We start from the raw sequence: 19225 nt of genomic DNA on the forward strand, positions 1-19225 counted from the left end.
CTTGTGGGAGAGTAGGACGCCGCCGAACAAATTTTAGGGAAAACCCCCGCACCGTTGGTGCGGGGGTTTTCTGCGTTCCGGGACAGGACATTTTCCCAGGCCCTTTTCCAGGTCGCCTTTTCAGAAAGTGATGTCCGCCGTTTCCACGACGTCGGCCTCGCGGCCCGGTGCGCGGTGGGACTTCCAGTAGAGGTTGGTGTGGGCGATGACCAGGTCCGGTGTCGGGGCGCTGTACTGCGTCATGTCGTCCGTCGTGCGGGCGTCGCCGACCACCAGGTCGGTGTCGTCGAAGGAGTCCGCGTAGAGCTTGTGGATCAGCGGCTCATCGGCACGGCGCTCCAGCTCGGGGACGTACTCCCACTCCTTGCTGTCCTTCGGGAGGCCCGCGTCGGAGGACTGATCCAACACGCCGTTCTGGACGTCGATGACGAGGACGGCCATGTGCGGCCGGGCGGAGAGTGTGGTCATGCGGGCACCCTAGGGCGGTCCGCCGACAACGCGTGGACGGGTTGCGGAAATCCGCTGGGAGCGGGTGGGGTGCCGGTATTAGCGTGAAACGTATGAGCTCTGTGGATGTCGCTGATTACGTGGTCCGGGGGATACGCGCCGACGAGTGGGAGCGGGTGAAGGAGCTGCGGCTGGTCGCTCTGCGCGATCCGGTCGCGGCGCTCGCCTTTCTGGACACGTACGAGAACGCTGTCGAGAAGGAGGACCGGTTCTGGCGGGAGCGGACCGAGCTGGCGGCGGAAGGGGCCACCAAGGGGCGGCAGTTCATCGCCGAGGCGGCCGACGGGAGCTGGGTCGGGTCGGTGACCGTGCTCATGGAGCAGCCGGGCACCGTGGACTGGGCGGGGCATCCGGTCGAGCGGCGGCAGGGGCATGTCGTCGGGGTGTTCCTGCGGGACGGTCACCGGGGCAACGGGCTGATCCAGGCTCTGCTGGAGGCCGGTGTGGCGTGGGCGTGGGAGCAGGACGCCGAGCGGGTGCGGCTGTTCGTGCACGAGGAGAACGAGCGGGCGCAGAAGGCTTATCTGAAGGCGGGGTTCGGGCCCACCGGGCTTGTCCTGGCCTTCTCCAACGACGAGACGGCCAACGAGCTGGAGTTCGCCCTAGACCGTTAGCTCCTCGTGCGGCCAGCGGGCCCTCGCCTGTTCGCGGGAGCGGAGCAGGGCCCGGGTGTCGAGGCCCTGGGTGATGCCGGTGGCCAGGAGTCCGGGGAGCTGGGGGACGGGGGCGACGGCTGCCACGTCCTCCAGGACCAGGGTCAGTGGTGGGTCGAGCCGACCGGAGGATGACCGTTCGGCCATGCGCCGGCCGTGCTCGACCACGCTGGAGACGAGGGCCGTCAGCAGGGGCATCGCGCCCGGGCTTGTGCGGGGGTCCTCGATGGTTTCACCGACCACATAGAGCGTGCCCCCTTCGTGGACGAAGGAATCCAGGGCGAGCGTGTCGGTTCGGTGCGGAGTGCAGGACTCGCGGACGTTGACCGTGGCGAGGGCGGAGAGTGCACGGCCGGTCAGTTCCTGGGCGATGTCGCGGCGTTCGGGGTGCGCGGTGAGCGCCGCCTCGAGTTCGCCCGCGGCGCCGGGCGCGGCCTTGGGGTGGGTGCGCAGGACGCGGACCGCGTCCTGGATCTGGGTGCCCTGGGCCCAGCGGTGGACGTGGCGGACGGTGCGGCCGTCCAGGGCGGCGGCGTGCAGACAGCTTCGCAGCAGGGTGACGGCGGTGTCCGTGACCGCCTGGTCGATCTTCGCCGAGGGGCGTACGGGGGCGAGGAGGGCGGTCGCTCGCTCCAGTGCCGTCGCCTTGTCCTCGCAGCCCGCCGTCGGGGACCAGTGGAGGCGAGCGGGGGTGTCGCAGCGGTGGGTGGGGTCGTACAGGAGGGTTGGGCCGAGCTTGGCGCGGGCGTCCTTGGTGGCCGCCCACAGCGCCGGGTCGGAGGTGACGACCACGGCGGCGCCGGGGGCGTCCTGGAGGGCCTGGGCGGCTGTCGTACGGCGGTCTTCGGGGGTGCCGTAGAAGACGGGGCTCACGGCGGGGAGGGGGGCGGTGGGAGCCGCCACGGGGGCTTCCGGGAGCGGGGGTTCGGTCTCCTGAGGCTCCTGGGCTGCCCGGGGCTCCTGGGTTGCCTGGGGGGTGGGCTCCGGGCGGGGTACGGAGACCTCGTGGACCGGTGCGGCGACCTCCTGTGGCGAGGGCGAGGGCGAGGGCGTGGGCGCGACAGCGCGGCGTGCCTTGCCCGCGCGCCAGCGGGCGAACGTGCCGAGCACGAACACCGCCAGGACGAACAGGATCATGAGCTGGCCGATGAACAGTCCCCAGAACAGTCCCCAGTTGGGCAGGTCGTCCGGTGGGGTGCCGGGCCAGGCGCCCGCGATGTCGTGGGGGTCGCCGATGAGGTGGCGCATGGCGAGCGGGGTGCGGGTGAAGGCGAGCGGGGCGGGCCAGCCGCCCTTGGCGAGCAGAGCGCCCAGTCCCGTCGCCGTCCACACCAGCAGGGTCATGCCGAGGAGGAAGGCGAGCAGGCCCAGGAGCAGCCCGTCGGGGACGCCGCCCCGGGTCTCCTGCCCCGCGCCGCTGCCGCCTCGGTCGTCCGCTCTCACGCGTGCTTCCTCGCCCTCTCCGTCATGCCACCGGCGTCGTCGTCTACGCGACCGTCGATTCGGAGTCGCCCAGGTGTTGTTCTACGAAGGCGGCCGCCCGGCGCTCCGCCTCCAGCTCGGCGGCGAAGAGCGCGTCGTCGGCCGACAGCTCGCTGGAGGACTCGGTCATCGCGCGGTCGGTGAAGACCAGGGGGCGTTCGGTCTCGGTGATCAGGTGTTTGACCACCTGGACGTTGCCGTTGACGTCCCAGACGGCGATGCCGGGGGTGAGCGTCGGGATGATCTCGACGGCCCAGCGGGGCAGCCCCAGTACGCGTCCCGTCGCCCGTGCCTCGTCGGCTTTCTGGGCGTAGATCGTCCTGGTCGACGCCATCTTCAGGATCGCGGCGGCTTCCTTGGCGGCGGCGCCGTCGACCACGTCGGAGAGGTGGTGGACGACCGCGACGAAGGAGAGTCCGAGGCGGCGGCCGAACTTCAGCAGCCGCTGGAACAACTGGGCCACGAACGGGCTGTTGATGATGTGCCAGGCTTCTTCGACCAGGAAGATGCGCTTCTTGCGGTCGGGCCTGATCCAGGTGTGCTCCAGCCACACGCCGACGATCGCCATGAGGATGGGCATGGCGATGGAGTTGCGGTCGATGTGGGAGAGGTCGAAGACGATCAGCGGGGCGTCCAGGTCGATGCCGACCGTGGTCGGACCGTCGAACATGCCCCGCAGGTCGCCGTCGACCAGGCGGTCGATGACCAGGGCGACGTCCAGACCCCAGGCGCGTACGTCGTCCAGGGCGACGTTCATCGCCTCCGCCGACTCCGGTTCGGGGTGGCGCAGTTGCTCGACGATGTCGGTGAGGACGGGCTGGCGGTCGACGATGGTCTCGTTGACGTAGGAGTGGGCGACCTTGAGGGCGAAGCCCGCGCGTTCGTCCAGACCGTGGCCCATGGCGACCTCGATGATCGTGCGGAGCAGCGCGAGCTGGCCCGTGGTGGTGATCGCGGGGTCGAGCGGGTTGAGGCGGATGCCGTGGTTGAGGGCGGCGGTCGGGTCGAGCCGGATGGGGGTTATCCCCAGCTCCTCCGCGATGAGGTTCCATTCGCCGACGCCGTCCTCGCCCTGGGCGTCCAGGACGACGACCTGGCGGTCCCGGAAGCGCAACTGGCGCAGGACGTAGGTCTTCTCCAGCGCCGACTTGCCGTTGCCGGACTCGCCGAGGACGAGCCAGTGCGGGGCGGGGAGCTGCTGGCCGTAGAGCTGGAAGGGGTCGTAGATGTACCCCTTCCCGGAGTAGACCTCGCGGCCGATGATGACGCCGGAGTCACCGAGGCCGGGGGCCGCGGTGGGGAGGTAGACCGCCTGGGCCTGGCCGGTGGAGGTGCGCACCGGGAGGCGGGTGGTCTCGACCTTCCCGAAGAGGAAGGACGTGAAGGCGTCGGTGACGGCGGACAGCGGATCTCGCATGGAGAGCCCCTACCTTCGGATGCCGGTGGCGAACGGGAGGGTGTTCACGAACGCGCGGTGGTGCTCGCGGTCGCACCACTCCAGCTTGAGGTACGACTTGCCCGCGGAGGCCCGGATGGTGCGCTTGTCGCGGTTGAGGGCCTCCGGTGAGCGGGCGGAGACGGTGATGTACCCGACGAGGTTGACGCCGGCCGCGCCGCTGGCGAGGTCTTCGCCGCGCTGGTCGAGGCGGTTGTGGGCGGCGATGTCGCGCGGGTCGACGGTGCGGTTCATCTTGGCGGCGCGGGACGCCTCGGCCTCGTCGTTGGTCTTCTCGGTGAGCATGCGCTCGATGGCGACCTCGGTGGGTTCGAGGTCCATGGTGACGGCGACCGTGCGGATGACGTCCGGGGTGTGGACGAGCAGCGGGGCGAGGAAGTTGACGCCGACGGGGGTCATCGGCCACTCCTTCACCCAGGCGGTGGCGTGGCACCAGGGGGCGCGGGTGGAGGACTCGCGGGTCTTGGCCTGGAGGTAGGTGGGCTCCATGGCGTCGAGTTCGGCGGGCCAGGCGTTGCGCTTGGTCATGGCCTGGATGTGGTCGATGGGGTGGTCCGGGTCGTACATGGAGTGCACGAGGGAGGCCAGGCGGCTCTGGCCGAGCGGCTGGCGGACGCGGATGTCGGCTTCCTGGAGCCGTGAGCAGATGTCGGTCAGCTCGCGGGCCATGACGATGGCGAGCCCGGCGTCGCGGTCGAGCCTGCGACCCGCCTGGGGGCGGGCGGCGCGGGCCATGGCGTGTGCCTCGGAGGCGAGTTCGCGGTTGAACGGCATGCAGGCGACCAGATAGGCGCGGTGCTGCTCGCTGCTCGTGGAGACCATGGACTGGAGCTGGTCGTAGGAGCGCTGGAGCCACTCGGGGGAGCGTCCGTCGCCGCGCAGCGCGACGTCCTTGGCGTGGGCGTCGGGGTCGGCGGGCAGGGTGCGGGCGAGCATCTGGATGCGCCGGACGAAGCCGTCGCCGTTGGCCACGTGCTTGAGGAGGGTGCCGAAGCGGTCGACGAGGGCTTCCTGGTCCTCGGAGTCGCGCAGTCCGACGCCGGGACCCTCGATCTCGATGGCGGCGGTGACGGTCTTGCGGTCGGCGTGGAGCAGGACGGCGATCTCGTCGGGACCGAAGGGGGCGGCGAGCCAGTTGATGCGGCCGATGCCGGGCGGCGGGCCGATCTCGACCTCGCGGCCGTCCAGGCGGGTGCCCGCCTCCATGACGGTGGAGCGGTAGGTGGCGCCGCGCTTGACGGTGCGCTTGTAACTGCGGTTGATCTCGAACCACTTGTAGAAGGTGCGGCGCTTGTACGGCACGTAGACGGCGGCGAGCGCGAGCAGCGGGAAGCCGGTCAGGAGCACGATGCGCAGCGGGAGCGCGGGGACGAGGAGGCCGCACATCATGCCGAGGAAGGCGCCGACGACGATGAGCGCGATCTCGCCGGACTCGCGGTTGCGGCCGATGATCGCGTTCGGCCGGGCCCGGCCGATGAGATACGTACGGCGGGGCGTGACCGGATGGGACAGATGGGACTCGGTCGTCAACGCCCTTCACCTCCAGTGCGGTTGGTGCTGCTGTTGCGGGTGTCTCCGGCGTGCGGGGTGGCGGCCGGGCTGGGGGCGCGGGGCGCGGGGGTCGCCGCGCCGCCGCCTCCTTGCGGGGTACGGCCGCTGTGGGCGGCCACGCCGCCGCTGGCGGGGTTGGCGGGGCGGGGGGTGGACCCGCCGCCTCCGCCGCCGCCCGCGTTGCTGTCGGCGCGGGTGCTGTGGGTCTTGATGCCCTGGGCGACGAGGGTGGCGGGGGAGCTGATGACGGCGGCGGCCTTGTTCTCGGCGCCCTGCATGATGCGGTTGTTGCGGGAGCCGGCGATCTCGTCGCCGAAGCCGGGGACGAAGCGGTAGATCATCGCGCTGGCGAAGATGGCGAGCAGGATGATGGCGAGACCGGAGACGACGGCGCCGAAGGCGTCCGGGCCGTTGTCGCCGGAGAGGGCGCCGGCGAGACCGAGCACGATGACGATGACCGGTTTGACCAGGATGACGGCGATCATGATCCCGGCCCAGCGGCGGACGTGGCCCCAGAGGTTCTTGTCGACGAGTCCGGCGTAGACGACGGTGCCGAGGAGGGCGCCGACGTAGAGCAGGGCGGCGCGGATGACCAGCTCCAGCCAGAGGACGCCCGCGGCGAGGATGCTGACCAGGGAGACGACGATCAGCATGATCGGTCCGCCGCCGATGTCGTCGCCCTTGCCGAGGGCGCCGGAGAAGGTGCCGAAGAACGCGTCCGCCTGGTCGCCGGTCGCCTTGGCGAGGACGTCGGTGACGCCGTCGGTCGCGGAGACGACGGTGTACAGGATCAGCGGGGTGAAGGCGGAGGCGAGCACGGTGAGCCACAGGAAGCCGACGGCTTCGGAGATGGCGGTGGTGAGGGGGACGCCGCGCACGGCGCGCTTGGCTACCGCCAGCAGCCACAGGACGAGCGTCAGGATCGTCGACGCCGCGAACACGATCGCGTACTGCTGCAGGAACTTCTGATTCGTGAAGTCGACGTTCGCCGTCTCCTTCACCGCATGGCTCAGCTTCTGAATGGTCCAGGAGGCGGCGTCGGCACAGCCCTTGGCGAGGGAGGAGAGGGGGTCGAGCGGGGAGGTGACGTCCGGGGTGGTGGCGCCGCCGGACCCGCTGCGGGCGTTGCCCCGCTCGCAGTACTTCTTGGCCTCGCCCGGGATGATGCTGCAGTCCGCCCCGGAGGACGGCGAGGGGCTGCCGGAGGGGGTGGCCGGAGGGGACGGCGCGGCGAAGGCGGCGGTGGCCGTGAGCACGGCGGCCGTCTGTACGGCTGTCACGATGCTCGCGAGGCGGAGTGCACGTCGCGGGTTACCGGGCATACGTGAACCCTCCGTACTCTTCGGTGGCCTTGCTGATCTCGTCGGAGGTGGCGGCCTTGTCGTCACCGGGCACCGGGGCCGGGCCGTCCTTCTGGGTGTCGGCGGCGATCTTCCAGTCGCCGCCGGACCACTCGAGGTCGAACGTCCAGGTCTTCCACGAGGAGGTGACGGGGTCGGTGGAGTCGCTGCCTGCCATGCCGATGAGCCCCGTGTACCAGACCGCGATCTTCGCCTTGTCGTCGTCGTACGCGCGCACCGAGGTGCCGATCGGCACCACGCGGGAGACGAACGTGCTGTTCTTCGGGGGGTTGCCCTGCGCGTCGAGGCCCATCCGCGCCAGGAACTGGGCCGAGTACGCCTTGTCCATGGGCTGCTGGAGGGAGGCTGCCGCGGTGGGGGTGTAGAGGACCTTCAGGAGGGCGTGGCGGCTGTCCCGCTGGAACATGCTCGTCGAGCCCAGTGCCACGGCGTAGTTCGAGGCGGCCGACTGCGCTCCCTGCGCGGTGTGCGCGAAACCGGTCGGTACCCCGGTGTTCTTCGTCCCCACCGGCTTGGTTCCCGAGGGTGCCGTCGGCGCGGCTTCCGGCTCGACCGTCCGTGCCTTGGCGCCGTCGTCCTTGGACGAGGTGCCCCGGTTCGCGAAGGCGATCGCCGCGATCAGGAGGACGACCACGCCGACGACCGTGACCAGGCTGCGGGAGGAGGTGCGGCGGGGGGAGTTGGTGTAGGGGTCCTCGGGCAGGCGGGTGCGGGTGCGGCCCGTGTCGGGGTAGCCGTGCTCGTCTCCGGGACTCATGCCGCGTACGCCCTCTCCGCCTCGTAGACATACGACGGTAGCCGTGCTGGTTCCCGCGCGGGCGCGGTGTGGTGACTCGACATCAGGGAAACGCAACCTCAGCCGGTGGGCACGACGGACGGATGGGACGAGAGGGGGAGCGTCAGACCGCCATGCCGTACACGATCGTGAACAGCGTGCCGAGGGAGCCGATGATGAACACCCCGGTCAGACCCGCGATGATGAGTCCCTTGCCCTGTTCCGCGCTGAAGGTGTCGCGGAGTGCCGTCGCGCCGATGCGCTGCTTGGCCGCGCCCCAGACCGCGATGCCGAGGCAGAGCAGGATGGCGACGGCCATCACCACCTCGATCATCACCTTCGCTTCGTTGCCCAGGGTGCCGAAGGGGCCCCAGTCCGGAGCGATCCCGCCGATGATGGTGTTGATGTCTCCCTTGTCGGCCGCGAAGAGCATGTAAGTCACCGCCCCTGATGGGTAGTTCCGAGAGGACCCCGCGGTGTGCAGAGGTCACGCCTCATTCTCGCCGACAACGTCGCCGACGTATGTCGACTTGACGTCATTGACTGGCGGGTTTCGTACGAATACTTCGTACGGTGACTCTGTGTATCACGGCAGGTCACGCCGGGCAACGACGCAGGTGCGAAACCTGGGGTGAGGTTTCGTCGTTGGGCCTTTCTATGGCCTGAAACGGTTTCTGACGGCTGGTCGGGTGAGACGTCGAGTCGATGTTCTCACGGGGTGCGGGAGTTCAGCGGGGCTTGAGTCCGTGCAGCAGAAGGCGGACGTGTTCGTCGAGACCCGCCATCGCCTCGTCGGCGTCCAGGGCGCAGCTCGCGATGAGGGCGGCCAGCCCGTGCAGGCTCGCGGCGGCGACCAGGGTGATGCGCTCGGGGTCGCCCTGGACGATCTCGCCGCGCTCCTGGGCGTCGGTGAACAGCCGGGTGAGGGAGCCGAGGGTGCGGTCGACGGCGGCCGCGAGGTGCTCGGAGCCTGCGGGCTCGTGCTTGCGCGCGAACATCAGCTCCAGGAGTTCGGGGTTCTCGACCGCGAAGCCGAGGTAGGCGCGGGCGAGGGCGGTCATGCGCCGGTCGAGGTCCGCGCCGGGGACCGCGCCGGGACCCGTGGCGGTGGCGGCGGTCAGGGTGCGGTCCAGGCGTTCGTAGCCGTCGAGGGCGAGGGCGTCGAGGAGAGCCTGCTTGTCCTTGAAGTGGCGGCCGGGTGCCGCGTGGCTGACGCCGGTGGCGCGGGCCAGCTCGCGCAGGGAGAGGGCGCCCGCGCCCTTCTCGCGCAGGGTGCGTTCGGCGCTCTCGAGCAGGGCGGCGCGCAGGTCTCCGTGGTGGTACGGGCGGGTTGTGGCGGTGCGCGGCATGGGCGTCATGGTATCCCGATGTTGACGACGCCAGCTTTGTTGTCGTTGACATCATTGTTGTCGATGCCTACTTTGGGGGTATGGCCGATACGAGCGACAAGGCGCGCCGAGCGCGCGCATGGAACGCGTCCCAGCTTCCCGACCAGAGCGGCCGCACGGCCGTGGTCACCGGTGCCAACAGCGGCATCGGGTTCGCCGCCGCCGACGCGCTGGCCCGGGCCGGGGCGCACGTGGTGTTCGCGGTGCGCGACCCCGCGCGGGGCGAGGCGGCGGCGGCACGGGTGCCCGGCAGCACCGAGGTGCGCCGCCTGGACCTGGCGGACCTGGACTCGGTGCGCGCCTTCGCAAAGGCGTGGTCGGGACCGCTGGACCTGCTGGTCAACAACGCGGGCGTGATGATGCTCCCGGAAGGGCGGACCGAGCAGGGCTTCGAGACCCAGTTCGGCACCAACCACCTCGGGCACTTCGCCCTCACCAACCTGCTGCTCCCGCACCTCACCGAGCGGATCGTGACCGTCTCCTCCGAGCTGCACCGGGGCGGCGACGGCGTGATCGACTTCGACAACCCGAACCTGCGCGGCCGCTACACCCCGACGCGCGCCTACGCCCAGTCCAAGCTGGCCAACCTCCTGTTCACCCTGGAGCTCCAGCGCCGTCTGGCCGAGGCGGGCTCCCCGGTGCGCGCCCTCGCCGCCCACCCCGGGTACGCCGCCACCAACCTGCAGAGCCACGCCGCGAACCCGCTGATGCGGGGCTTCATGGCCGTCGGCAACAAGGTCTTCGCCCAGGACGACCGGGGCGGCGCCCTGCCCACCCTCTACGCCGCCACCCAGGACCTGCCCGGCGCCTCCTACGTCGGTCCCGGCGGGCTCGGCGGGATGCGCGGCGCCCCCGCCCTCGCCGGGCGCAGCCACGCCGCCAGCGACCCCGGGGCGGCGCGCCGCCTGTGGACCCTCTCGGAGGAGCTGACGGGCGTGGGCTGGGGGCTGACGGCACCGGCCGCGGCCGGGGGCGACAGCCGGGCGTGACGCCCGGGGCGCGAGCGCTTCACAGGAAAATCTCAGAGAGTCGCAGCGGGTTTCTCACCTCCCCGGGGAACAGTGACCCCTGATGAAGCGCACTCGCATCCCGGTCACGTCCCGGCCCGCGTTGCTCGGGGCGGTGGTGATGCTCGCCCTGACGTCGGCGTCCGTGGCCGCCGCCGACGACGGGCCGGGACCCCTCGGGGTCACGGCCGTGGCCGGTGTGTCGGCGCGGGGGTCCCGGGTGGGGGCGCTGTTCCAGGCGGACCGGGGCGGGCGGCTCGAAGGCGGGCACTACTGCACCGCCTCCGTGGTGCACAGCGCGCACCGGGACCTGATCGTCACCGCCGCGCACTGTCTGGACGGGGTCCGCGGCGACCTGGTGTTCGCGCCGGGGTACCGGGACGGCTGGGCGCCGTACGGGGTGTGGAAACTCGGGGCGCGGGTCGTGCCCGAGGGGTGGGACGAGGACAGCGACGTGGCCTTCGCGCACCTCGACGAGCGGGGCGGCAGGCGGGTCGAGGACGTCGTGGGCGGCAACCGGTTCGTCACCGGTACGGCCACCGGCGCGACCGCCGTGACCGTGACCGGCTATCCCGACGCGCGCGAGGTGCCGATCCGCTGCACCAACAAGCCCGTCGCGCACAGCCGTACCCAACAGCGCATCGCCTGCCCGGACTTCACCGGGGGCACCAGTGGCAGTCCCTGGATCAACGGGGACGGACAGGTCGTCGGGGTGCTCGGCGGGCACGAGCGCGGGGGTTCCACCGCGGACGTCTCCTACAGCGTGGTGCTGGGGCGCGGGGCTGCCCGGTTGTACGAGCGCGCGGCGGCGGGCTGAGGAGCACCGTCCGCCGAAGGAGCATCCGCCGAAGGGGCACCGTCCGCCGACAGCCGTAAAAGCGTCATCTGCCCGGGATCCTGCGTGAAATGACGCCACTTCGACAAGAAATGGCGATGAACCGCGCGTCCATGGGGCAGTGTTGGGGCGTGCGGAAGGTATGGGTGATCGGCGGGGCCGCCGTAGGGCTCGGCATGGGCTTCGTCATGCTGCTCGTCGTCGGGGTGTACGTCGTCGGCGGGAACCTCGTGAACGGGGTCGTCGCCGGGGGCAGGGGGCTCGCCAAGGGCGCCGTGCCGGCCGCGTACCAGAACCTCGTGCAGCGGTGGGGCAATCTGTGCCCCGCGCTCACCCCCGCCCTGCTCGCCGCGCAGCTCTACCAGGAGAGCGGCTGGAACCCGACCGTCACCAGCCCGGCCGACGCACGCGGCATCGCGCAGTTCATCCCGAGCACCTGGGCGACGCACGGCATCGACGGCAACGGCGACGGCAAGCGGGACATCTGGAACCCGGACGACGCGATCCCCTCCGCCGCCTCCTACGACTGCGAACTGGCCAAGTACGTCAAGGACGTGCCCGGCAACACCAGCGACAACATGCTCGCCGCCTACAACGCGGGCGCCTACCGGGTCATCAGATCCGGCGGTGTTCCCGCCATCTCCGAGACGCAGAACTACGTCAAGCGCATCCGCGCGCTCTCGAAGAGCTTCGCGGCGCCCGAGACCCGTATCGACCCGTCCCGGCAGGCGGCCGGGGCGATCGGGTTCGCGCAGAGCAAGCTCGGGACGCCGTATCTGTGGGGCGGGAACGGCACGGCGGCGCAGAACGGCCGGTTCGACTGCTCGGGGCTGACCAAGGCGTCGTACGCGAGCGTGGGGATCAGCCTGCCCCGGGTGGCCAACGACCAGTACAACGCGGGACCGCATCCCTCGCGGGACCAACTGCTCCCGGGGGACCTGGTGTTCTTCTCGCACGACCTGACCGATTCACGTGCCATCCACCACGTGGGCATCTATGTCGGCGGCGGCTATATGATCGACGCCCCCCGTACCGGGGCGGTGATCCGGTTCGATCCCATCGACACCTCCGAGTACTTCGGTGCCACCCGTGTCACCGAGGATGGCGCGAAAGCACTGCCCACGAAGGTGTGAGCACAGCGTGAACCAACCCCCTGAGCTGCGGCGATGAGTCTCTCTTCGATAACGTCTGCGTGATCATTCGGTGGAGGGTGGAACGCACCGGCAGGGGCTGTGCGTTCCTGTTGGCGTAGCCGAGCGGACGTCAGTGCGCAGTGCAGCGGAAGCGGATCTACGAACCACGGGGGCCGGACGGCGCGCACCAGGCGTGCCGGGAAGACGACGAAGGGGCCGCAGCACCATGGCTGTACTCGCCGCATCGGCTGTACTCGCCGAATCCGGATCGAACCCCGACGTCGAGCTGCTGTACGACATCAACGGCCTGGCGAAGTCCGCGCCGCACTGGTTCGACCGGGTCATGGAGTTCGTCGGCGAGTACGGGCTGCCCGTCGCCATGGTGCTGCTCATCCTCGGCTGCTGGCTGAGCGTGCGGCGCCGGGGCGGCAGGGAGGCGGCGCCGGGGGTGGCCGCGCTGGTGTGGGCGCCGCTCGCGGCGGCGCTCGCCGTCGTGGTGAACGCGCCGATCCGCAACTTCGTCGAGCGGCCCCGGCCGTTCGTCGACCATCAGGGGCTCGACGTCCTGATCGCGGGCAAGAGCGACTTCTCGTTCTGCAGCGACCACGCGACGATCACCATGGCGATGGCCGTCGGTCTGTTCGTCGCCAACCGCCGCTTCGGCATGGCGGGCATCGCGCTCGCCCTGCTCGAGGGCTTCTGCCGGGTCTACATGGGCGTGCACTACCCGACCGACGTGATCGGCGGCTTCGCGCTGGGCACGGCGGTCGCGCTGCTGCTCTCCCCGCCCGCCACGGCTCTGCTCACCCCCCTGATGAAGGCGATCGAGCGCTCTGAGCGCGCGGGCTGGCTGGTGCGCGGTCGTTCCGCCCCCGGCGACCGGGACGGCGCCGTGCTCTCCGGCGGGCGCCGGGCCACCGGGGCGGGCGCGGGCGAGAAGGACCTGGCGGCGTAGGGCGCTGCCCGGCGGCGCGGGTCCGCCGGTCCTCCTCGGTGCCCCCCCGGTGCCGCTGAGGCGGCGTCAGAGTCCCTGCGGGTAGCCGAAGAAGCGGTCCGGGTCGTAGCTCTTCTTCACGTCCGCCAGGCGGGCGGAGGCGGTGCCGTAGTACGCGGTGCGCCAGTCGGTGAGCGTCGGGTCCGTGTAGTTCTGGTACGCCGCTCCCGACGCGTACGGCCGCATCGCGCCGTGTGCCGCGTCCAGCCAGGAGCGGGCGGTGGTGCCGGAGGTGCCCTCGCTCCAGGAGGCTATGTACTGGGCGAGCATCCGCGAGCGCCGGTGCACGAAGGCGGTCGCGGTGGGCGAGACCCGGTTGACGGCGCCGCCGAGCGCGGTGAGGGCGACGCTGCCCGCGCCGCCGCGCACCGCGCCGATATGCTTCAGCAGGGTCTGGATGCCCGCCGCCGACAGGGAGCGGTCGAAGAAGTCCGAGTGCGCCGCGTAGGTCTCCCGGCGCAGCGCGCCGCGCGGGGAGCGGCCCGGCGCGGTGCCCGGCAGATGGCACTGGGCGTCCGTGGCGAACGTCGAGCAGCCCGCGTAGATCTCCATGGCCTCCTCGTAGCCCCGGCGGCGCAGGCTGACCGAGGAGGCATTGGCGCCCGCGCTGTGGGCGAGGCGGTCCACGGCGTTCTGGAGACCGTCGTAGGAGCCGACGGAGAAGCAGGAGACGGAGACGGTCGGGGTGCGCCCCGGGGAGCACTCCAGGTGCAGCGCGGACCAGATCTCGTCCGGCTGCGCGGGACCCCACTCCTGCCACGCCTTGACCACGGCCGCCGCCTTCGCCCACGGCCAGGCGAGGTACGCCGTCACCGCCTTCGGCACCGGGTGGGTGCGCAGGCGCAGCTCGGTGACGACGCCGAAGTTGCCGTTGCCCGCGCCGCGCAGTGCCCAGAACAGGTCGGCGTGGTGCTTGGCGTCGGCGGTGACCTCGGTGCCGTCGGCCGTGATCAGGGTCGCCTGGGTGAGGTTGTCGCAGGTCAGCCCGTAGGCGCGGGAGGCGACGCCGTGACCGCCGCCGAGGACCAGACCGGAGACGCCGACGGTGGGGCAGGAACCGGCGGGGATGGTGACGCCCTTGGCGGCGAGTCCCCGGTAGACGTCGATCAGCTTGGCGCCCGCGCCGACGACCGCCTGTCCGCCGCTCGCGCTCACCTTGTTCAGTGCGGAGACGTCGAGGATCAGCCGCCCGTCGCCGGAGGAGTAACCGCCGTAGGAGTGACCGCCGTTGCGGATCGCGACCTTGATCTTGCGGGCGCGGGCGTAGGCGAGGACGGTGCGGATGTCGCCGGTGTGCGCCGGATAGGCGACGGCGGCCGGGCGCAGCCCGTCGAAGCGGGTGTTGTAGAGCCTGCTCGCCGGGGTCCAGTTGGCGTCGCCGGGGCGGACCAGGGTGCCGTCGAGGTCCTTGCCGAGCCCGCTCCACGGCCTGGCGACGGGCGAGCCGGAGCCGGGGGTGCCGTGGGCGGTCAGGGCGGTGGTGCTGGAGGGCAGCGTGGCCGACGAGGGACCCGCCGCCGGGCGCGGAGCCGCCTCGCAGGCGCCGAGCGCGGTCGCGGCCAGCGCGGCGGCGCCTCCCGAGATGAACGTACGCCGTTGCATGTCCCCGCCCTCCGGCCGTCGTGACCTTCCCGTGGAACGAGACGGCGCCCCACCGGGCGGGGTTCCACGGAAGGGTGACAAGGTGTGAGAAGAGTGCGGGGCCGGGATCTCCACGTGGCCTCCTCGTGAGCGTTCCGTGACCTCACCGGGCCGACGGCAGGGGTTCACCCCTCGTTCACTTCGGGCCATCGGCGGCTTCACCTGTTCTGCCTAATTTCGGCCGTACCAGATGCGGAGTGCGGCCATAGATGCACTCGCGTGTCCCCCTGACTTCGCACGCCGCCCGCTGCGGCGGCTCCTGGAAGGAACTCCCGAAAGTGATGCTTCAGCGCAAGAACCGGCTGCGCGCCCTGTCTCTCGGTGCTCTCGCCGTCTCCGGCGCCCTGGCCCTGACGGCGTGCGGCTCCGACGACACCGGCAAGCAGGCGGGTGGCGGTTCCTCCTCCGCGGCGAGCGCCGGGTCCATCAAGTGCGACGGTGCGAAGGGCCAGCTCCTCGCGGACGGCTCCTCCGCGCAGAAGAACGCGATCGACGCCTGGGTGAAGAACTTCTCGCAGGCGTGCGGCGTGCAGATCAACTACAAGGGCGCCGGTTCGGGCGCCGGTGTCACCTCCTTCAACCAGGGCCAGCTCGCGTTCGCCGGCTCGGACTCCGCGCTGAAGCCGGAGGAGGTCGCCGCCTCCAAGAAGATCTGCAAGGGCGGCCAGGGCATCGACCTGCCGATGGTGGGCGGTCCGATCGCGATCGGCTACAACGTCCCGGGTGTGAAGGACCTGGTCCTGGACGCGCCGACCCTCGCGAAGATCTTCGACAGCAAGATCGCCAAGTGGAACGACGCCGCGATCAAGAAGCTGAACCCCTCGGCGAAGCTGCCCGACCTGAAGATCCAGGCGTTCCACCGCTCGGAGGACTCCGGCACCACGGACAACTTCACCAAGTACCTGATGAGCACCACGCCGGACAACTGGAAGTACTCCGGCGGCAAGGCGTGGCAGGCCAAGGGCGGTCAGGCGGCGGCGGGCTCCGCCGGTGTGGCCCAGGGCGTCAAGCAGAACCAGGGCGCGATCGGCTACTTCGAGCTGTCCTACGCCAAGGACATCGACACGGTCGCCCTCAACACCGGCGCCAAGTCCCCGGTGAAGCCCTCCACCGACTCCGCCACCGCCGACATCGCGGCCGCCAAGGTCGTCGGCACCGGCAAGGACCTCTCCCTGCAGCTCGACTACAAGACCAAGGCCGAGGGCGCCTACCCGATCACCCTGGTCACCTACGAGATCGTCTGCGACAAGGGCAACAAGGCGGACACCCTGCCCGCCACCAAGGCGTTCCTGAGCTACATCGCGAGCGAGGACGGCCAGAAGGTCCTCGGCGAGAACGACTACGCCCCGATCCCCGACGAGATCATCACCAAGGTCCGCAGCACCATCGACGGCCTGAGCTGACCTGATCCGAGTGTGCGGTCCGGGTCCTTCGGGGTCCGGCCGCACCGTCCGGTGCACCGCCGCCCGGAGCCGGGGCCCGTCCCCGGCTCCCGTGAGCCGCCCACTTGACGCGGCTCAGCAGACCGGAGAAACCCGATGGACATATCGACGACCGACGTACCTCCCCCCACCGGCCGGGCCGCCGCCCGCCGCGCGGACACCGCCCGGGGCACCTCCCGCACCGGTGACCGGGTGTTCCTCGCCCTCTCGCGGGGCTCGGGCATCCTGCTCCTGGTGATCATGGCCGCCATCGCGGTCTTCCTCACCTACCGCGCCAGCCTCGCGATCAGCGCCGACCACGGCAACTTCCTGACCACCTTCGAGTGGAACACCAACGCCAGCCCGCCGGTCTTCGGCATCGCGGTGCTGGCCTTCGGCACGGTCGTCTCCTCGGTCGTCGCCATGGCCCTCGCGGTCCCGGTGGCGGTCGCGATCGCGCTGTTCCTCACCCACTACGCCCCGCGTCGGCTGAGCGGTCCGATCGCCTACGTGATCGACCTGCTCGCCGCCGTGCCGTCCATCGTCTACGGCCTGTGGGGCGCCCTGATCCTGGTCCCGCACATGCAGGGGCTGTACGGCTGGCTGAACGAGTTCTTCGGCTGGACCGGCGTCCTCGCCTGGAACGGCGGTGCCCCGCGCGCGATGCTCACCGTCGGCATCCTGCTGGCGATCATGATCCTGCCGATCATCACCAACGTGAGCCGCGAGGTCTTCCGCCAGGCGCCCCGGATGCACGAGGAGGCCGCCCTGGCCCTCGGCGCGACCCGCTGGGAGGTCATCCGTATGGCGGTGCTGCCCTTCGGCCGCTCCGGCGTGATCTCCGCCTCCATGCTCGGACTCGGGCGCGCGCTCGGCGAGACCATGGCCGTGGCCACCGTGCTCTCCCCGAGCTACGAGATCCAGGCCAGCCTGCTCGACCCGGGCGGCGGCACCTTCGCGCAGAACATCGCCTCCAAGTTCGGCGAGGCGACCGAGCAGGGGCGTGACGCGCTGATCGCCTCCGGTCTCGTCCTGTTCGTCATCACCCTGCTGGTCAACGGCGCGGCCCGCGCGATCATCGCCCGCCGCAAGGAGTACTCGGGGGCCAACGCATGAGCACCGCAGTCAACGGCACCGGCGTGAGCAACCTGCGCGCCGCGAGCCTGCCGAAGTGGACCCCGTGGGCGATCGCCGCCGCGTCGGTGGCGATCGCCGTCGCGATCGGGCTCGGCACCGGGCTCCACTCCAGGGTCCAGTGGGGTCTGATCGCCGCGCTGCTCTTCATCCTCGGCACCTACACCGTCGCCGCCCGGGTGGAGGGGCGCCGACAGGCCAAGGACCGGATCGCCACCTCGCTGGTCTGGGTCGCCTTCCTGCTCGCCGTGGTCCCGCTGGTCTCCCTGGTGTGGGTGACCGTCTCGCGCGGCGTGAAGGTCCTCAGCCCGTACTTCCTGAGCCACTCGATGGGCGTCGTCGCCGACTCCGAGCCGGGCGGCGGCATCTACCACGCCATCCTCGGCAGCCTGGAGCAGGTCGGTCTCGCCACCCTGATCGGCGCCCCGATCGGCGTGCTGACCGCGATCTACCTGGTGGAGTACGGCCGCGGTCGCCTCGCCCAGGCGGTGACCTTCTTCGTCGACGTGATGACGGGCATCCCGTCCATCGTCGCGGGACTGTTCATCCTCAGCCTGATGCTCATCTTCCAGTTGCAGCCCTTCGGCTTCGCCGGGTCGCTGGCGCTCGCCATCCTGATGATGCCGGTGGTCGTGCGCTCGACCGAGGAGATGCTCAAACTCGTACCGAACGAGCTGCGCGAGGCGTCCCTGGCGCTGGGCGTGCCCAAGTGGCGCACCATCCTCAAGGTGGTCCTGCCGACCTCGCTCGGCGGCATCGCGACCGGCGTCATGCTGGCCGTCGCCCGGATCGCGGGCGAGACCGCGCCGGTGCTGCTGCTGGTGTTCGGCAACTCCTTCATCAACGCGAACCCCTTCGAGGGCGCCCAGGCGTCGCTGCCGCTGTACATCTACCAGCAGTACGCCGCCGGTGCCGACGCGGCCTACGACCGCGCGTGGGCTGCCTCGCTGACCCTGATCGCGTTCGTGATGATCCTCAACCTGGTGGCCCGCGGCGTAGCCCGCTGGAAGGCCCCCCAGACCGGTCGCTGACGCGACCATTTCAGTGACTGGAAGTGAAGCGGTAATGGCCAAGCGAATCGACGTCAGCGGACTCACCGCCTACTACGGCTCCCACAAGGCGATCGAGGACATCTCGATGACCGTCGAGCCGCGCTCGGTGACGGCGTTCATCGGCCCCTCCGGCTGCGGCAAGTCGACGTTCCTGCGCACCCTCAACCGGATGCACGAGGTCACCCCCGGCGGCCGCGTCGACGGCAAGGTGCTCCTGGACGACGAGGACCTCTACGGCACCGGCGTGGACCCGGTCTCGGTGCGGCGCGAGGTGGGGATGGTGTTCCAGCGCCCCAACCCGTTCCCCACCATGTCGATCTTCGAGAACGTGGCGGCGGGGCTGCGCCTGAACGGCGGCTTCCGCAAGAGCGAACTGAACGACATCGTGGAGCGCTCGCTGCGCGGCGCGAACCTGTGGAACGAGGTCAAGGACCGCCTGAACCGGCCCGGTGCCGGTCTCTCCGGCGGTCAGCAGCAGCGGCTGTGCATCGCCCGCGCCATCGCGGTCGAGCCCCGGGTGCTGCTCATGGACGAGCCCTGCTCCGCCCTGGACCCCATCTCCACGCTCGCGATCGAGGACCTGATCGGTGAGCTGAAGGAACGGTTCACGATCGTCATCGTGACGCACAACATGCAGCAGGCGGCGCGCGTCTCGGACCGTACGGCGTTCTTCAACCTGGCAGGCGTCGGCCAGCCCGGGCGCCTGATCGAGATCGACGACACCGAGCGGATCTTCTCCAACCCCTCGGTCCAGGCGACCGAGGACTACATCTCGGGCCGCTTCGGCTGAGCCGAGCAGTCGAGGACTCCCCGCGGTGCTGCATGGCGGTGCCAC

General features: G+C 70.8%; 18 protein-coding genes. 9 read left to right on the forward strand and 9 right to left on the reverse strand.

What is annotated here, in order from left to right:
- Window positions 1-120 precede the first annotated feature (120 nt).
- Complete coding sequence (locus IF655_RS21600; protein ID WP_199586662.1) at window positions 121-468, reverse strand: hypothetical protein; 348 nt, start codon at window positions 466-468, stop codon at window positions 121-123.
- Between the two features lie 92 nt (window positions 469-560).
- On the opposite strand from IF655_RS21600, the gene IF655_RS21605 reads away from it, so the two are divergent.
- Window positions 561-1121 carry a GNAT family N-acetyltransferase gene (locus tag IF655_RS21605; protein ID WP_199586663.1) on the forward strand — a complete coding sequence of 187 codons (561 nt, stop codon included), beginning with the start codon at window positions 561-563 and terminating at the stop codon, window positions 1119-1121.
- On the opposite strand, the gene IF655_RS21610 is transcribed toward IF655_RS21605, so the two are convergent.
- From IF655_RS21610 to IF655_RS21640, 7 genes are all read right to left on the reverse strand, one after another.
- Window positions 1110-2603: a type VI secretion protein gene (locus tag IF655_RS21610; protein ID WP_199586664.1), complete on the reverse strand. Its 1494-nt coding sequence runs from the start codon at window positions 2601-2603 to the stop codon at window positions 1110-1112. The genes IF655_RS21605 and IF655_RS21610 overlap by 12 nt on opposite strands.
- A gap of 43 nt (window positions 2604-2646) precedes the next feature.
- The gene (locus tag IF655_RS21615; RefSeq protein WP_199586665.1) at window positions 2647-4059 is read right to left on the reverse strand and encodes an ATP-binding protein; all 1413 of its coding nucleotides are present in this window, start codon (window positions 4057-4059) and stop codon (window positions 2647-2649) included.
- 9 nt (window positions 4060-4068) lie between these two features.
- A complete protein-coding gene (locus tag IF655_RS21620) occupies window positions 4069-5628 on the reverse strand; it encodes an SCO6880 family protein (RefSeq protein ID WP_199586666.1) in 1560 nt (519 codons plus the stop codon).
- Complete coding sequence (locus tag IF655_RS21625; protein WP_199586667.1) at window positions 5625-6971, reverse strand: hypothetical protein; 1347 nt, start codon at window positions 6969-6971, stop codon at window positions 5625-5627. The genes IF655_RS21620 and IF655_RS21625 overlap by 4 nt, the downstream gene beginning before the upstream one ends.
- Window positions 6961-7767, reverse strand: coding sequence for a hypothetical protein (locus IF655_RS21630; RefSeq protein ID WP_199586668.1), 807 nt, complete (start codon window positions 7765-7767; stop codon window positions 6961-6963). Before IF655_RS21630 ends, IF655_RS21625 begins: the two co-directional genes overlap by 11 nt.
- Before the next feature lie 142 nt (window positions 7768-7909).
- The gene (locus tag IF655_RS21635; RefSeq protein WP_018548503.1) at window positions 7910-8218 is read right to left on the reverse strand and encodes a hypothetical protein; all 309 of its coding nucleotides are present in this window, start codon (window positions 8216-8218) and stop codon (window positions 7910-7912) included.
- 295 nt (window positions 8219-8513) lie between these two features.
- Window positions 8514-9143: a TetR/AcrR family transcriptional regulator gene (locus IF655_RS21640; protein WP_374100312.1), complete on the reverse strand. Its 630-nt coding sequence runs from the start codon at window positions 9141-9143 to the stop codon at window positions 8514-8516.
- 71 nt (window positions 9144-9214) lie between these two features.
- Here IF655_RS21640 and IF655_RS21645 point away from each other — a divergent pair, with 71 nt between their 5' ends.
- The 4 genes from IF655_RS21645 (at window position 9215) to IF655_RS21660 (ending at window position 13103) form a co-directional block, all read left to right on the forward strand.
- On the forward strand, window positions 9215-10162 hold the full coding sequence (locus tag IF655_RS21645) for an oxidoreductase (RefSeq protein WP_199586670.1): 948 nt from the start codon (window positions 9215-9217) through the stop codon (window positions 10160-10162).
- 82 nt (window positions 10163-10244) lie between these two features.
- The gene (locus IF655_RS21650; RefSeq protein WP_199586671.1) at window positions 10245-10997 is read left to right on the forward strand and encodes a serine protease; all 753 of its coding nucleotides are present in this window, start codon (window positions 10245-10247) and stop codon (window positions 10995-10997) included.
- 131 nt (window positions 10998-11128) lie between these two features.
- Window positions 11129-12148 (forward strand): bifunctional lytic transglycosylase/C40 family peptidase, encoded by a 1020-nt coding sequence (locus IF655_RS21655; protein WP_199586828.1) that lies wholly within the window; start codon window positions 11129-11131, stop codon window positions 12146-12148.
- Between the two features lie 226 nt (window positions 12149-12374).
- A complete protein-coding gene (locus tag IF655_RS21660; RefSeq protein ID WP_199586672.1) occupies window positions 12375-13103 on the forward strand; it encodes a phosphatase PAP2 family protein in 729 nt (242 codons plus the stop codon).
- Window positions 13104-13169: 66 nt separating this feature from the next.
- On the opposite strand, the gene IF655_RS21665 is transcribed toward IF655_RS21660, so the two are convergent.
- Complete coding sequence (locus IF655_RS21665) at window positions 13170-14744, reverse strand: FAD-binding oxidoreductase (protein WP_199586673.1); 1575 nt, start codon at window positions 14742-14744, stop codon at window positions 13170-13172.
- A gap of 317 nt (window positions 14745-15061) precedes the next feature.
- Between IF655_RS21665 and pstS the strand changes: the two genes are divergently transcribed.
- The 4 genes from pstS to pstB all read left to right on the forward strand — a co-directional run bounded on the left by pstS (window position 15062) and on the right by pstB (window position 19180).
- Window positions 15062-16186, forward strand: a complete 1125-nt coding sequence (pstS, locus tag IF655_RS21670) for a phosphate ABC transporter substrate-binding protein PstS (protein ID WP_199586830.1) — start codon at window positions 15062-15064, stop codon at window positions 16184-16186.
- Between the two features lie 135 nt (window positions 16187-16321).
- Window positions 16322-17320 (forward strand): phosphate ABC transporter permease subunit PstC, encoded by a 999-nt coding sequence (gene pstC / locus IF655_RS21675; RefSeq protein WP_199586674.1) that lies wholly within the window; start codon window positions 16322-16324, stop codon window positions 17318-17320.
- Entirely contained in the window at window positions 17317-18369 is a 1053-nt protein-coding gene (gene pstA / locus IF655_RS21680; protein WP_199586675.1) for a phosphate ABC transporter permease PstA, read from the forward strand. The genes pstC and pstA overlap by 4 nt, the downstream gene beginning before the upstream one ends.
- A gap of 34 nt (window positions 18370-18403) precedes the next feature.
- Window positions 18404-19180 (forward strand): phosphate ABC transporter ATP-binding protein PstB, encoded by a 777-nt coding sequence (pstB, locus tag IF655_RS21685; protein ID WP_018548493.1) that lies wholly within the window; start codon window positions 18404-18406, stop codon window positions 19178-19180.
- Window positions 19181-19225 lie beyond the last annotated feature (45 nt).

Source organism: Streptomyces sp. DSM 110735 (genome assembly GCF_016482685.1).
Classification (GTDB): Bacteria; Actinomycetota; Actinomycetes; order Streptomycetales; family Streptomycetaceae; genus Streptomyces.